This window comes from Stenotrophomonas sp. OVS01A (assembly GCF_019969775.1).
GTDB classification, from domain to species: domain Bacteria; phylum Pseudomonadota; class Gammaproteobacteria; order Xanthomonadales; family Xanthomonadaceae; genus Stenotrophomonas; species Stenotrophomonas indicatrix.
The window spans coordinates 386,695-401,130 of the sequence record NZ_JAHXYV010000001.1; the positions used below are offsets into that span (position 1 = coordinate 386,695).

The window sequence follows — 14,436 nt, forward strand, 5'->3', positions numbered from 1 at the left end:
CGTCACCGCCTTCATGACACGCTGCGGCCATGAAGGAAAGCACGCAATGACCGCAGGACGGCAGCGCTCGATGTGGGTGGCCGGCCTGTCCACGGTGGTGGAGTGGTACGACTTCACCCTGTACCTGTACTTCGCCACGGTGCTGTCGCGGGTGTTCTTCGGCGGTGGCGAAGAGGCGATGCTGGTCACCCTGGCCGGCTTCGCGGTGTCCTACCTGATGCGTCCGCTCGGTGCGCTGTGCTTCGGCCACCTGGGTGACCGACTCGGCCGGCGCTGGATGCTGCTGGCCTCGATGGCGTTGATGGCCGCGGCCATGCTGGCCACCGCGTTGCTGCCGACCGCGGCAACTGCCGGTGCGACTGCTGGCGTGCTGTTGCTGATCCTGCGCTGCGTGATGGCCTTCTCCGTGGGCGGCGAATACACCGGCGTGGTCGCCTATCTTCTGGAAAGCGCGCCGGCGCGACGACGTGGCTTGGTCACCTCGCTGGCCTCGGCGGCCAGCGAAGTAGGCGCGTTGCTGGCGGTGGCGATCTCCGCGCTCACCGTGGCCCTGCTGCCTGCGCCGCAGCTGGACAGCTGGGGCTGGCGGATCCCGTTCTTCTTCGGCGCGGCGCTGGCACTGGTGATCCTGATCGCGCGTTCGGGCATGCACGAATCGCCGGAGTTCGAACGGCAGCGGCGCGAAGGCAGCATTCCGGCTACGCCGCTGCGGCACGTGCTGCGCAACCATCCTGGTGCGGTGGCGCGCACGTTCGCGATTTCCGCACTGGGTTCGATCACCTACTACGTGGGCATTACGTATGTGCCGGCGTTCCTGCACGCGCAGGGACACGATGAAGGTGATGCGCTGTGGCTGTCGACGATTGCGGCGGTGGCGGTGATCGCGATCACCCCGCTGTGCGGCGCGTTGTCCGATCGCTTCGGGCGGCGACCGCTGCTGCTGGGGCTGACGGTGCTGGCGGCGCTGCTGCCGCTGTCGATGTTCGGCTGGATGGCCTCTGCTGCGCCGTTGGGCATCGTGCTGGCAGCGGTGAGCCTGGCCTGTGTGGCCGGCGGTATCAGTGCGGTGGCGGCACCGGCTACGGCCGAGCAGTTCCCCGGCGAGGGCCGGGTCAGTGGGCTGGCGCTGGGGGTGACCATGGCCACCGCAGTGTTCGGCGGGGCGACGCCGTGGTTGGCGCAATGGTGGGTGGAACGCAGCGGTTGGGCGGCGGCGCCGGGGGCGATGATCGCGCTGGTGGCGGTGCTGGTGCTGCCGGTGCTGTGGACGCTGCCGGAGACCGTGCCGAAGACCCGCCCCGTGTCCCGGGGCGGGCAGTGAGCGCTTAGACCTTCAGGGTCTGCTCGATGTCGGCCAGCACCGCGGCCGCATCCACGCCGATGGCGATGGACTGCAGGACATGGCCGTCCCACACGCTGGGGCCGAAGCCCATGCCTTCCGGCTTGGGAATGGTCATGCCACGGGCGACACCGTCGGTGGCCACGCGCACGCTGGCGCGCTCGAACTGGAACAGCTCCGGGCGGGTCAGGGCGATGCAGGCGCAGCAGTCGTGCACGACCATGCCCTTGTGGCCGGCCTGCAGATAGAAGTCGACGTAGTCCTGCGACAGGGCGCGCACCAGTTCGGCATCGGCGCCGCCGATCGCGGCCAGCTTGTCCAGGCCGTCGCGGTTCATCTCGACGCGGGTGGTCACGTCCAGGCCGATCGCGGTGACCGGCCAGTGGGCGGTGAACACGATGTCGGCCGCTTCCGCGTCGCCCCAGATGTTGGCCTCGGCCGCCGGGGTGATGTTGCCGTTGACGTGGAACGCACCGCCCATCAGTACCACGCCACGCACCAGGCCGGCGATGTCCGGGGCCTGCTGCAGGGCCAGCGCCAGGTTGGTCATGCGGCCGACCGCCACCAGGGTCACTTCGCCCGGATGGGCGCGCACCAGATCGATGATCAGCTGGTGGGCGGGACGGCTGTCGGCGGTTGCGTCCAGCGCTTCCGGCACCGGGTGGTTGCCCAGGCCGTTGTGGCCATGGATGTGCACCGGCCAGGCTTCCGGGGTGGCTTCGGGCTGCAGCGGACCTTCGGCGCCGCGCGCGACCGGCGCGGACAGGCCCCAGGCCTGCTTCAGGTACAGCGCGTTGTGGGTGGTCGACTCCACCGAGGCATTGCCGAAGGTGGTGGTGACGCCGATCAGGTCGATCTGCGGGTGCTTGTGCAGGTACAGCAGAGCCAGCGCGTCGTCGACGCCCGGGTCGGTATCGAAAATGACTTTCAGCATGTTGTTGTTCTTCTTCTTCCGTGTGGTGCAGGGGGCCGGCGGCCCCGAGGGCAGGCCGGCGCGCCCCACATTGTCCCATCTTCATGACAGGCAGGGCGAACCGGCGGCGGTGGTATCGTCTGCGGGCCCAGGGACGGAGAAAGAGCCGATGACGTTACGACCGCTGTTGCTTGTCGGGGGGCTGGCGTTGGGGTATCTGGCTGGAGCATCGCCGGCATCGGCAACGTCGGTGGCGCCCAGACCATTGCAGGCGCTGGTGGCAGAGGCCGAGGAAATCGTTGTAGCCAAGGTGCTGGCAGTGGAGATGGTCGACGGTGCTGGCCGGCCAGTGACCGACGTCAAGGCGCTCACCGGGCCGGGTCTGGACAACCAGATCCATCTGGTGCTTCAGGTCAATGAGGTCCTGCGACCGGAGAAGGGTGGGCTGCCCGGGACTCTGCGGGTGCCCTTGTGGACCATGTGGCACGATTCCCTGGGGGCGGCCCGCGATCGCGAAACGGGGCGGGAATGGATCTTCCTGCTCAAGCGTGATGGTCACCAACCCGTATACCCGGTTGATTTCCAGTGGCCGCTGCAGGAACGCGGCCGGATCCAGGCGCTGATGGCGTCACCCTGAAGATCCCAATGCAAGGAGCTGCGCCATGCTGGCTGTGACCCTCGTCCTGATTGCCCTGGTGCTGGGGCTGAACCTGGTGGCCAGCTTCGTGGTGCTGGGCCGCGATGACCTTCCCGTCAGCAGCCGCGCCGGGCAGCTGCTGGTGGTGTGGCTGCTGCCGCTGGTCGGCGCGATCCTGTGCATGGCGATGGCTACCGCCGATGACTCACCCGCGCGGGGCGATGGCACTGGCGGTGGCGCCTATGATTCTTCTGGTGGTTCCTCCGGCGACAGCCACAGCAGCCACAGCTACAGCAGCTCGGACTGCGGCAGCGGCGACAGCGGTGGGGGTGGTGACGGAGGCGGCTGCGGCGGCGGCGATTGAGGAGAGATTCCAGGTTGCCGGCCAGCGGCCGGCACTACCCGGACGTGACCTATCGAGGTTGCCGGCCAGCGGCCGGCACTACCGTGACCGGGCCTCGCCGGGGTAGTGCCGGCCGCTGGCCGGCAACCCCATGAGCTCAGCTTCCGCCTTCGGTCGGCAACGGCGCAGGCACGTTCAACAATCCGCCGTTGGCCACATACGCAGCCAAGGCCTGGCCCTGGCTGAGCAGGTGGCGTTCCATCGTGCGTTCGGCGGCTGCAGCATCGCGCTGGCGGAAGCAGTCCATCAGTTCGCGGTGTTCGGCCAGCGACTGCGCGGTGCGGCCCGGCGCCAGCAGCTGGCGGCCGCGATGCATCTTCAGGATGCGGTGCAGGTCGTGGGTGATGCGGATCAGCCACGGGTTGCCGGCGTAATGCTGCACCGTCTCGTGGATGAGGTAGTTGTTGCGGTAGTACTCGGCGATGTTGCCCTCGGCGGCCGCCGCTTCCATCGCCGCGTGCAGGTCTTCCAGCTGCTGCACGCCTGCGTCGTCGATGTGCTTGACCGCTTCATGCGCGCATCGGCCTTCCAGCATCGCCATCACCGGGAACAGCTGGTTGAGGTCTTCCAGGGTCAGCCGGGTTACCCGTGCGCCGCGGCCGGCATCGATCTGCACCAGGCCTTCGGCGGCGAGCAGCTTCAACGCTTCGCGCAGGGGCGTACGGCTGATGGCCAGTTCCTCGCACAGCGCCGGCTCGTCGATCCACTCGCCCGGCGGCAGGCGGTAGTCGTAGATCCGCTCGCGCACGTGTTCGGCCACCTCCTCATACAGGGGGGCGCGCTTCTTCGGAGGACGCGGAGCGGGAGCGATGGCCATGCGGAAAGTGTAACGCCAGGTAGTGCCGGCCGCTGGCCGGCAACCCGTGATCGTTCGGCGGATCCACGAGGTTGCCGGCCAGCGACCGGCACTACCGCAGGCATTTACATCCAGCCCGGCACCACGAACACCAGCCACGCCAGCAGCGGGCCGAATGCCACCACCAGGCCGCTGTAGACCAGGAAGCGGCGGAACAGCGTTTCGCGTTCTTCCTTCGCGGCCGAGGCCACCACCAGTGCGCCGTTGGTCGAGAACGGACTGACATCGACGATGGTGGAGGACACCGCCAGCGCGCAGATCACGCCAGCGGCACTGAGATGACCCTGCATCAGGAATGGCACGGCCAGCGGAATGGTGGCGCCCAGCACCGCCGCCGACGAGGCGAATGCGGAGACGATGCCGCCCACGTAGCAGACCAGCAGCGCGCCCAGCAGCGGGATACCGATGCTGGAGACGCCGTGGCCGATGAAGTCCACGGCACCGGCATGTTCCAGCACGCCGATGTAGGTAACCACGCCGCAGATCAGCAGCACTGTGGACCAGCTGATGCCGTCCACCGCACCCTTCTGGCTCTGCGGCGACAGCAGGGCCAGCACCACCGCAACCGTGATCGAGACCAGGCCGACGTTGAGGTTGTAGATCAACGCGGCCACACCCAGGCCGAGCAGGCCGATCAGGGTGAACAAGCGCTCGCGGGTCAGGCCCACCGCATCCAGTGCCACCGGATCGTTGGACAGGGTGCCACCACCGGCTGCGACCAGCGCACCATGGCCTTCGATGGCGAACTGCCGCGACGAAGCCTGCGGGCCACCGGCCATCGCCAGCTCCGCGTTGCCCACCGTGCCCGCAGCAGTGATCGAACCGCGACGCAGCAGCGCGATGCCTCCGAAGGCGAAGAAGCAGATCGTGGCCATCATGAAGTTGAAGCCGAGGCTGGTCAGGAACACCGCCATTTCGGTGACTTCCAGCCCGGCCTTCTGCACCACGCCATTGGTGATGCTGCCGTACACGCTGATCGGCGAGAAGCCACCGGCCTGCGCGCCATGGATCACCAGCAGACCCATCATCAACGGATTGATGTTGTACTGCTTGGCAAAGCGCAGCGCGACCGGGCCGATGATCGCAACCGCGGCCGGGCCCAGCGCGCCGAAGGCGGTCAGCACGGCAGTGATCACGAACATCACCCACGGGATGGCCACGATATGGCCGCGTACCGCTTTCACCGCCCAGTGCACCAGCAGGTCGATGGTGCCGTTCTTCTGCGCGATCGCGAACAGGTAGGTGATGCCGACCAGGGTCAGGAACAGGTCGCCCGGGAAGCCGGCGAGAACCTCCTTGCCCCCCATGTCGACCCAGAGCCCGCCGACGATGAAGGCCAGTGCGAAGGCAACGGCGCCCATGTTGATCGGCATCGCGGTGGCGACGATGAACATGATCACCAGACCGATGATCGTTGCAATTTGTGGAGTCATGCGCCCTCCCAGACACCTGATTCGCGTGTTGCACGGATGGAAGCCCACCATCCCGGGGTATGGCCTGTTACGTACTGCGCGTTACGTACTGCTCAAACCCGTTATTGAAGCCGCTGCAGCGCGCTGCGGACCCACGCCGCCGCGCCGTCCAGGCTCTGGAATTCCTCGATCGCGCGTACCTCGCAGCACGGATAGGCCGGCGCGATCATGCGTGCCAGTGCGTTGCCCGGGCCCAGCTGCAGGAACACCCGTGCGCCGCGCTCGAAGGCCTGGCGCATCACCTGTGCCCATTCGATGGTCTGTGTCAGCTGCGCGGACAGCGTGTGCACCACCGCTGCGGTGTCGCGCACCGGCCGTGCGTCGATGCCGGCCAGCAGCGGCAGGCGCGGCGCGTGCAACGTGGTGGCCTGCAGTGCGGCGGCGAACGGTGCGACCGCCGCCGACAGCAGTGGCGTATGCGCCGGCACATGTACCGGCAGCACGCGCACCTCAGCACCCTGTGCGTGCGCGGCAACGGCCAGCGCACGCAGTGCCGGCAGCGTGCCGCCAACGATGAAATGATCTGTGCCGTTGGCGATCGCCACGTGCGTGCCGTGGAATTCGCACAACGTCTGCACCGTCTGTCGATCCAGCCCCAGCATCGCCTGCATTCCGGCATCGACCGGACTGACGGCGTCCATGAATCGTGCACGCTGCGCCGACAGGGACAGGCAGGTGGTCACGTCGAAACTGTCGGCGATGGCATGTGCCGCCAGTTCGCCGATGCTGTACCCGGCCACCACGATCGGGTCCGGCACGGCGCCGCGCAGGGCATGCCAGTGCGCGATGCTGGCAGCGCACAGCAGCGGCTGCGCCTGTGCGTTGTCGAAGCGGTCGTCGGCGGCCGCGGCCGCGAACACATCGCGCCCCAGCGCGTCGCTCGCCGCATCCAGTACCGCGCGTGCAGCGGCCATGCCGCGCACATGGTCGAACATCGCCGGATGCTGCGCACCCTGTCCGGGGCAGAGCAGGGCCAGGCTCATGCGCCCTCCTGCTGCAGCAGGAACCAGGCGCAGGCCAGCAGATCGGCACTGCCACCCGGGCTGAGCCGACGCCTCACGAACGCATTTCCGATGGACTGCAGGCGCACGCGCCAGTCCGGCGCGAAGGCGCCACCGGCGGAAAGGAATGTGGCCGCTTGTTGTTGCGCCCAGCGCAGGCCCTCGGTACCGCCGCGATGCAGCAGGTTCAGATCGTCCACCTGTGCCACCAGCTGCATCAGCGTCTGGCACAACGCGGCGTCGCGCGGCAGGCCGCTGTCCAGCGCATGGCGCAGGGCAGGCAGGGCCAGCTCGCGCAGCACCGGGTAGCCGGCGGCAGCCTGTTCGCGTACGCCGCAGACCCCATGACGCGCACGTGCGCGCTGTCCCGGGCTGTGCGGGTCCAGCGGCGCAGCGATGAGTGCGTCATTCCACTGCTGAACCGCCAGGCACACCTGCGCGCCCGACACGGCATGGCCATGCACGCGCCTGCGCTCAGCGGCGGCGGCCACCAGCAGGCCAAGGCTGAAGATCGCACCGCGATGGGTGTTGATGCCGGCGGTGGCGACCAGCATGGCCGCTTCAGCGGCAATACCGTGATCGCGCAGCACCGTGAAGGGGGCGCCGGCGGCACCGGCCCTGGCCACCGCCGTGAAGTAGTGGCGCAGGGCGAAAAGACTGCGCAGGAAGGTGCCAGCATCCATGTCGTCATGGCTGCCGCTGTCGAACGGTGTGACCAGGCCCGGCTTCGGGGCGCACGCCAGCTCGGCGTGCAGGCTGGCAATGGCCAGCCGTCCCAGGCGTGCGCTGTCGACCACCGCGTCGCGTGACGGCAACGGCTTCGGGGCGGCGATCATGCGATCGCCTCGCGCGTGGCGAACAGTGCATCACGCGCTTCCAATGCGGCTCCATCAAGGCGTTTCACCAGTACCTGGCGACTGCGGCCGGCAAGTTCGCGCCAGTTCACCGCGCCACCATCGGGCAGGCACAGCTCGCCATCAAGGCGATGCGGATGGCGGGTCTGCCATGCCAGCAACTGCGCGATCAGCGCCTCGGCCTGCGCGGCATCGGTCACCTGCCACAGCAGGTCGATGTCCGAACGCTCATGTACATAGGGCAGGGCGGTCAGACATTGCCAGGCGAAGGCGCCGAACACACGGGCCGGCGCCAGTGCCTGCAGGTCGTGGAGTGATTCCTGCCACGGCTGTGGAACACCTGCGTCGCCTGCTGCCAGCAGCTCGCTCAACGCCGGCGGAGCGCGCATGTGCGCGACGTCGCACAGCGGTACGCGCAACGACAGGCGCTGCTTGCCTTCGGCCGGTGGCAACGGAACGCCCAATCGCAGGCGCGTATCGGCATCATCCGCGGCACGACGCGCCACCACTGCAGGGAAGCCCTGCGCGAACCAGGCGGCAAGACGCGGCTCGTGCGCGGGCAGGTCGGCCCGCCAATCGGCATCGGCCGACAGCCAGACCAGCGTGTGCCGGGCGGGCCGCTCAGGCATTGCCCTGGCTCACAGCAGTGGCTACCTGCGCAGCCAGCGTACGGCCACCCCGTTCGGCGCCCAGTGCAGCGCGATGGTCACCGTCGACGGCTGCACGCAGTGCTTCAAGCAGGTGATGCGCCAGATCGCCATCCCACAGCGATTGCACTGCGCCCATCGCCACGTAGTTCTCCACGCCCGGTGCGAACACCGGCGAGGTCAGGCTGAGCGCCTGCAGTTTTTCCAACGGTTGCTTGGTCACCCGTGCCATCGCGCGCAGATCCATCACCCGCACCTGCGCATCGGGCAGGGCATGGATGAGGTCGGCCATCAGCCCGAACGACAGGAAGCCGCCGCTGACCGATTCGCCGTAGACCAGCGTGACCAGGCGCGCGCCACGGCGGCGGGCCAGGTCCAGGGTCTGTGCGAGGTGGGCGAAGTAGCCGTTGATGCCCAGCAGCTCATCGCGGCGCGCCAGCCGCTGGCCGGCGGTATCGACCAGCATCACGATGGGACGCTGCGGATGAGCAGCGGTGCTGGCCAGCACGGTGTCGGCCAGCACCAGCGCGTGGTCCACACCGACTTCGATCCTGTCGGTGGTGCCGATCACCGTCACCTCACCGTCGTCGGTGGTCGCTGTGCCGGTCAGTACCGAATCGTTCACCGCGATCGTATGGCCACGCGGGAACAGTGCGTCCAGCAGCGAATTCAATGGCAGGCTCATGGCAGGCTCCGGTGTGCAGTCGCAGCGAGGAAGGCATCGGTTTCCAGCAGCGCCAGACGTTCCGGGTCGGCAATGCCCTGGCGTGCCCAGATCTGCAGGCCATCGTTGCAGTCGCCCCACGCCTGTACGCGCGCCTTCAACGCGGCGTGGCGTGCCTGCAGCGCGGCCAGTGCTGCGTCGGGGTCGGCACTGGTGGTGTCTGGCTGCAGCGCATCCGAGGCGGCCTCGGCGAACGCGCTGATCGCATCGGGCACCAGCACCTGCGCCTGGTCGATCAGGTAGCGGTGCTTGCCACCGGTCACCCGCCACACCAATGCGCGGTCGCGCGAATCGAATTCCTCCACGCCGCGCACGGTCTCGATCACTTCGGGGCCGGACAGCGACAGCCGTCCTTCTTCGGACATGATCACCGTACTGCAGCAGCGGGCGACGATACCCATGCCGCCGAAGGCGCCGTTGCCACTGCCAATCAGTGCCACCACCGGTACCCCGGCAGCCCGCGCGCCGAGCGTGGCGCGCATGATTTCGGAAATGGCGATCAACCCGGCGTTGGCTTCATGCAGGCGCACACCGCCGGTATCGAGCAGCAGCAGCACGCCATCGGGATGGGTGTCCGCCGCGCGGCGCAGCAGGCCGGTCAACTTGGCACCATGCACCTCACCCACGCCGCCGCCCATGAATTCACCCTGCTGTGCGGCCACCAGCACGTGCTTGCCGTGCAGGTGTCCCTCACCGACGACGATGCCATCGTCGAAGGCGGCAGGCTGGTCCAGCTGCGCCAGATGCGGGCTGATGGCGCGCTGGGCTGGGCCGAGAAATTCGCGGAACGATCCTGCATCAAGCAGCCCGGCGATGCGCGCGCGGGCATCGGCTTCGTAATAGCTGGTGCGTTGTGCGAGCGTCATGGCTGGCCTCCGGCAAGCAGGGCCTCGACGGCCTGGTCCAGGCGCAGGCTGACCACCGCCGGTGTAGCGCCAGCATCGTTGATCGACACGCGTACATCGCGCAGGGGATGACGCTGAGCGAAGTCGGCGATCACCGCCTGCCATACCGTGCCGAAGCCACGTGCAGCGGTGATGATGCGCACGGTCATCGCACCGTCCAGGTCGGCCGGTTCCAGCAGGATTTCCAGGTTGCCCGAGGCCAGTACGCCCACCAGCACCGCATCGGTGGGGAAGCGCACGGGCGTCGTGCCGGCGAATCGATAGTCGAGGGTTTCCATGGCGTGGCCCTTACCAGTTGCGGAAGCGCTTGGGCGGGTCGTACAGACCGCCGGACCAGCGCACCAGGTCTTTCACCGAACGCGCGGCAAGAAGATCGCGGCTGGCATCGCGCACGTTGATGCCGAGATCGTCCGGGCGGCGGATCACTCCGCGGTCGCGCAGGTTTTCCACCATGGCGCGGTCGCGTCCCCTGCCCACGGCGGTATAGCCGGCCACGCCGCGGATCGCCTGCTCGCGTTCTTCCGGGCTGCGGCACAGCAGCAGGTTGGCGATGCCTTCCTCGGTCAGCACATGGCTGACGTCGTCGCCGTAGATCATCACCGGCGGCAGCGGCATGCTCGCGCGCTCGGCCAGTTCCCAGGCATCGAGGCGGTCGACGAAGGCCGGCGCCATGTGCTCGCGGAAGGTTTCCACCATCTGCACCACCAGTTTGCGCCCGCGTGGCATCTCGCCGGGCCGCGCGGCCTGCTGGCCCGCCTTGATCCAGGCGTCGCTGGCGTGGCGGCGGCCGCGTGCATCCGAACCCATGTTGGGTGCACCGCCAAAGCCGGCGATGCGGTCGCGCGTTGCGGTGGAGCTGTTGCCCTGCAGGTCGATCTGCAGGGTGGAGCCGATGAACATGTCGCAGGCATACAGCCCTGCGGTCTGCGAGAACGCACGGTTGGAGCGCATCGAACCATCGGCGCCGGTGAAGAACACATCCCCGCGCGCGGCGATGTACTTCTCCATGCCGAGTTCCGACCCGAACGAGTGCACGGATTTGACGAAACCCGATTCGATGGCTGGAATCAGCGCCGGGTGCGGGTTGAGTGCCCAGTGCTGGCAGATCTTTCCCTTCAGCCCCAGCGACTCGGCGTAGGTCGGCAGCAGCAGTTCGATTGCTGCGGTATCGAAACCGATGCCATGGTTGAGCCGGTTCACCCCGTACTCGGCGTAGATGCCCTTGATCGCCATCATCGCCATCAGCACCTGGATCTCGGAGATCTGTGCCGGATCGCGGGTGAACAGCGGTTCGATATGGTTCGGGCGCGGCGCCTTCACCACGAAGTTGACCCAGTCGGCAGGAATATCGACGCGGGGGAGGGTGTCGACGATCTCGTTGACCTGGGCGATGACGATGCCGCCACCGAATGCGGTGGCCTCCACGATCACCGGCGTGTCTTCGGTGTTGGGGCCGGTGTAGAGATTGCCGTGGCGGTCGGCAGCCTGCGCCGCGACCAGTGCCACACGCGGAGTGAGGTCGATGAAGTAGCGGCCGAACAGTTCCAGGTAGGTGTGGATGGCACCGATCTGGATGCGTCCTTCGGCCACCAGGTTGGCGAGCCGCACCGACTGCGGCCCGGAGAAGGAGAAGTCCAGCCTGGAGGCGATGCCGCGTTCGAACACATCCAGGTGCGAGGGCAGCGACAGCACCGACTGCACCATGTGCAGGTCATGCACCCGTGCCGGGTCGAGGTCGGCCAGCGTCTGGGCGAGGAAGTCGGCCTGCTTCTGGTTGTTGCCTTCCAGGCAGACCTTGTCACCCGGCTCCAGCAGCGCGTGCAGCAGCTCGGCGACATCGCCAGCCGCCACCTCGTGGCCCCTGGCCCATGGCGCGGCGCGTTCCAGCCGCGCCTGGCGGCCCCGCTCCAGCGTGTCCCAACTCGGGTTCATCGACGGACTTCCGAATGGCGTTGGAATAATTACGCCATAATTACGGAGGGGTGTGCAACCCGCAGTGCAGCAAAGAAAAGGCCCGCGCGAAGGCGGGCCCATTCAGGTGGTCCACGTCGGTGGGTCGTGGCGGAGCGTCAGAAGCGTGGCGACCAACGGTCGGCACCCACCCCCAACAGTGGGCACCCACCCCCAACGGTCGGCACCCAACCCCAACAGTGTGCCCCCCAACGGTCGGCACCCACCATTTCCGGGTTGCTCAGAACTTCCAGCGCAGGCTGGCCGCCACGAAGCGCGGTTCGCCGTAGTTGTTGTAGTCCAGGTTGGCCCAGTAGGTCTTGTCCAGCGCATTACGCACGCTCAGCGTCGCCGTCCAGTTGTCGCTGATGCGGTAGTTGGCGTTGAACTGCACCAGCGCATACGCCGGCTGGTTCACCGTCACCGTGCCGCCGAGCGGGTAGGGGATGTTGTAGCCCTGCACCTTGCTCTGCCACTGCACGCCACCGCCGATGCTCAGGCGTTCCAGCGCGCCGCGCAGCTGCAGCTGGGTGTTGAGCTGCAGCAGGTCTTCGGCCGGATTGGCGTACAGCAGGTCGGTGGCCGCGCGGGTCACCTTGACGTGGGTATAGCCGGCATTGACCGTCCAGCCCGGCAGGATCTCGCCGTTGACGTCCACTTCCCAGCCGCGCGCCTTGGTGCCGTTGACGCCGATGTAGGCCGAGCTGCCGTCGCTCAACGAGCCCTCCGGCACGCTCATGTCGCGCACCGCGTAGTTGTCCTGCTTGGCTTCGAACACCGCCGCGTTGGCGGTCAGGCGACCGTCGAACCACTGCGTCTTCAGGCCCGCTTCCAGGTTGGAGCCCTGCACCGGCGCCAGCAGGTTCTCGTTGCGGTCCTTGTAGTTCTGCGGGTTGAAGATCTCGGTGTAGCTGGCATAGGCCGCCACGTTCGGGGTGATGTCATACACCAGGCCCACGTACGGGGTGATTTCATCGCTCACCTTGTATGCGCCGCTGGTGGCGGTGTAAGCGCCGGCCGCGTTGTAGGCGCGGGTCTGGGTCTGCCAGCGGCTCAGGCGTGCGCCGGCGATCAGCGCCAGCGGATCGGCCAGGCGCAGGCGGGTGGCCAGGTAGAAGCCGCTCTGCGTGGTCTTGGCCACGCGGCGTGCGCCGGTGAGGGTGTAGGTCACTTCGGAGATGTCGCCATCCCAGGCGTGCACGTTGGGAATGTAGTAGCAGCGCTCGCTGCCGCAACGAGCCCAGTCGCGCGGATAGTTCAGCGCCAGCGTGTTGGTGGTGCCTTCCAGGTCGGCCCACTGCGCGCCCACGGTCACGTCGTGCTGCTGGCCCCACAGGTTGAAGGTGCCGGTCAGGTAGGCGTCGACGTTGCGGCGGGTGTCTTCCGAATCGCCGGCGGCGGTGCGCAGGTAGATGCCCGCGCCGGTCACCGGGTCGGGATTGCCGGTGCCGTACAGGCGCATGTTCTGCACGTTGCCACGCGTGTAGGCGGTGTTGATCTTAAGCAGCCAGTTGTCACCGAAGCGCTGCTCCAGGTTGGCGAACACCGTGCTGGTCTCGCGCTGCCAGTAGCTCCACTTCGGTGCAAGGTTGGTCGAGCGCGGCAGATGGGCGAAGTTGCCCTGGCTGTCGAAGAACGGCACGGTGCCCCAGGTCGAGCCCACCGGGTTGTTGTCCTGGGTCTGGTAGCCGACGGTCACCGTGGTGCTGTCGGTCACATCGCCTTCCAGCACGGCCATGCCGGCCATCTTGTTCTCTTTGTAGCGGTCGTAATAGAAATCGCGATCGGTGTAGGCGGCGACCACGCGGCTGCGGAAGCGGCCGTCGGCGGTCAGTGGTGCGGTCACGTCCGCTTCCATGCGGCGGTAGTCCCAGCTGCCGGCACTGACCGAGAACGAAGCGTCGAACTCCTTGCCCGGGCGCTTGCGCAGCAGGTTCACCGTGGCCGACGGCACACCCGCGCCGCTGAGCAGGCCGTTGGCGCCGCGGATCACTTCCACCCGGTCATAGAAGGCGGTGTCGTATTCCTGGTTGGTCGAGCCGCTGTAGGTGGGAATGCCATCCACCTGGAAATCGGTGATGGCAAAACCACGCGCGTAGTACAGCGGGCGCTGGGTGTCATAGAAGGACACGCTGACGCCGGTGACATTGCGCATCACGTCGTTGAGGCTGAACAACGATTCGTCCTGCAGGCGCTGCAGGCCGATCACCGTGGACGACTGCGGCGTTTCCTGCAGGGTGATCGGCAGGCGGGTGGTGCTCGATGGCGGCGCGGACTGCTCGGCGCGCACGCTCACCCGGTCCAGGGTCTTGGCATCGGAGGCGTCGGCAGCGACCTCGGCCAATGCCGACGGCGCAGCCAGGGTGAGGCAGGACAGCAGGGCGGCGGGCAGCAGCGCACGGCGGGGCAGGCGGCTGGGGAAAATCTGGGTCATGGCGGGCTCGAAGCGTAGAGGCGGGGAAGGGGCGGCAACAGTCGTCCAGCACCCGGGGCGGCGGCTTCGGGCACGTCAGGTCCATCTGGGAGGGGCGCGGTCACTGCGCAGGACGCAAATGTAAATAATTCTTAACAACATTACAATTCGCGTCATTGCGCAGGGGCTTTCAGGCGCGCAGCAAGCGTCAGGGGGGGGATCCCATTGCCGCAGGCACTGGGCCCTGGTCCTGCGAGGGGCCTCCCGGAACGGGGCAGGGCGCTCCCGTGCGGGAGGGATCCGACCCGTCGCCGCGCGCAAA

At 67.7% G+C, this 14,436-nt stretch carries 14 protein-coding genes; 3 read left to right on the top strand and 11 right to left on the bottom strand.

Annotated elements, in window-relative coordinates:
• Positions 1 to 46 precede the first annotated feature (46 nt).
• Positions 47 to 1,321 carry an MFS transporter gene (locus tag LC407_RS01895; RefSeq protein WP_033832073.1) on the top strand — a complete coding sequence of 425 codons (1,275 nt, stop codon included), beginning with the start codon at positions 47 to 49 and terminating at the stop codon, positions 1,319 to 1,321.
• A 4-nt stretch (positions 1,322 to 1,325) separates the two neighbouring features.
• Here LC407_RS01895 and LC407_RS01900 read toward each other — a convergent pair whose 3' ends face one another.
• On the bottom strand, positions 1,326 to 2,273 hold the full coding sequence (locus LC407_RS01900) for a nucleoside hydrolase (protein ID WP_080149436.1): 948 nt from the start codon (positions 2,271 to 2,273) through the stop codon (positions 1,326 to 1,328).
• On the opposite strand from LC407_RS01900, the gene LC407_RS01905 reads away from it, so the two are divergent.
• Entirely contained in the window at positions 2,272 to 2,889 is a 618-nt protein-coding gene (locus LC407_RS01905) for a hypothetical protein (protein ID WP_223482097.1), read from the top strand. The two genes, LC407_RS01900 and LC407_RS01905, sit on opposite strands and share 2 nt — an antisense overlap.
• Positions 2,890 to 2,914: 25 nt before the next feature.
• The gene (locus LC407_RS01910) at positions 2,915 to 3,253 is read left to right on the top strand and encodes a hypothetical protein (protein WP_223482098.1); all 339 of its coding nucleotides are present in this window, start codon (positions 2,915 to 2,917) and stop codon (positions 3,251 to 3,253) included.
• A gap of 136 nt (positions 3,254 to 3,389) precedes the next feature.
• Here the strand turns inward: LC407_RS01910 and LC407_RS01915 are convergent, their stop codons facing one another.
• The 10 genes from LC407_RS01915 to LC407_RS01960 form a co-directional block, all read right to left on the bottom strand.
• Positions 3,390 to 4,109: a GntR family transcriptional regulator gene (locus LC407_RS01915; RefSeq protein ID WP_088101547.1), complete on the bottom strand. Its 720-nt coding sequence runs from the start codon at positions 4,107 to 4,109 to the stop codon at positions 3,390 to 3,392.
• Positions 4,110 to 4,213: 104 nt separating this feature from the next.
• The gene (locus LC407_RS01920) at positions 4,214 to 5,581 is read right to left on the bottom strand and encodes an SLC13 family permease (RefSeq protein WP_032975926.1); all 1,368 of its coding nucleotides are present in this window, start codon (positions 5,579 to 5,581) and stop codon (positions 4,214 to 4,216) included.
• A 101-nt stretch (positions 5,582 to 5,682) separates the two neighbouring features.
• Positions 5,683 to 6,603 (bottom strand): malonate decarboxylase subunit epsilon, encoded by a 921-nt coding sequence (gene mdcH, locus LC407_RS01925; protein WP_223482099.1) that lies wholly within the window; start codon positions 6,601 to 6,603, stop codon positions 5,683 to 5,685.
• Entirely contained in the window at positions 6,600 to 7,457 is an 858-nt protein-coding gene (gene mdcB, locus LC407_RS01930; RefSeq protein ID WP_223482100.1) for a triphosphoribosyl-dephospho-CoA synthase MdcB, read from the bottom strand. Before mdcB ends, mdcH begins: the two co-directional genes overlap by 4 nt.
• Positions 7,454 to 8,104 (bottom strand): malonate decarboxylase holo-[acyl-carrier-protein] synthase, encoded by a 651-nt coding sequence (gene mdcG / locus LC407_RS01935; RefSeq protein WP_223482101.1) that lies wholly within the window; start codon positions 8,102 to 8,104, stop codon positions 7,454 to 7,456. The genes mdcB and mdcG overlap by 4 nt, the downstream gene beginning before the upstream one ends.
• Complete coding sequence (mdcE, locus tag LC407_RS01940) at positions 8,097 to 8,801, bottom strand: biotin-independent malonate decarboxylase subunit gamma (protein WP_100436585.1); 705 nt, start codon at positions 8,799 to 8,801, stop codon at positions 8,097 to 8,099. The genes mdcG and mdcE overlap by 8 nt, the downstream gene beginning before the upstream one ends.
• 2 nt (positions 8,802 to 8,803) lie before the next feature.
• Entirely contained in the window at positions 8,804 to 9,712 is a 909-nt protein-coding gene (locus LC407_RS01945) for a biotin-independent malonate decarboxylase subunit beta (protein WP_223482102.1), read from the bottom strand.
• Positions 9,709 to 10,029 (bottom strand): malonate decarboxylase acyl carrier protein, encoded by a 321-nt coding sequence (gene mdcC, locus LC407_RS01950; RefSeq protein ID WP_223482103.1) that lies wholly within the window; start codon positions 10,027 to 10,029, stop codon positions 9,709 to 9,711. Before mdcC ends, LC407_RS01945 begins: the two co-directional genes overlap by 4 nt.
• Before the next feature lie 10 nt (positions 10,030 to 10,039).
• Positions 10,040 to 11,683, bottom strand: a complete 1,644-nt coding sequence (gene mdcA, locus LC407_RS01955) for a malonate decarboxylase subunit alpha (RefSeq protein ID WP_223482104.1) — start codon at positions 11,681 to 11,683, stop codon at positions 10,040 to 10,042.
• 259 nt (positions 11,684 to 11,942) lie between these two features.
• Positions 11,943 to 14,135 carry a TonB-dependent siderophore receptor gene (locus LC407_RS01960; RefSeq protein ID WP_223482105.1) on the bottom strand — a complete coding sequence of 731 codons (2,193 nt, stop codon included), beginning with the start codon at positions 14,133 to 14,135 and terminating at the stop codon, positions 11,943 to 11,945.
• Positions 14,136 to 14,436: the final 301 nt, after the last annotated feature.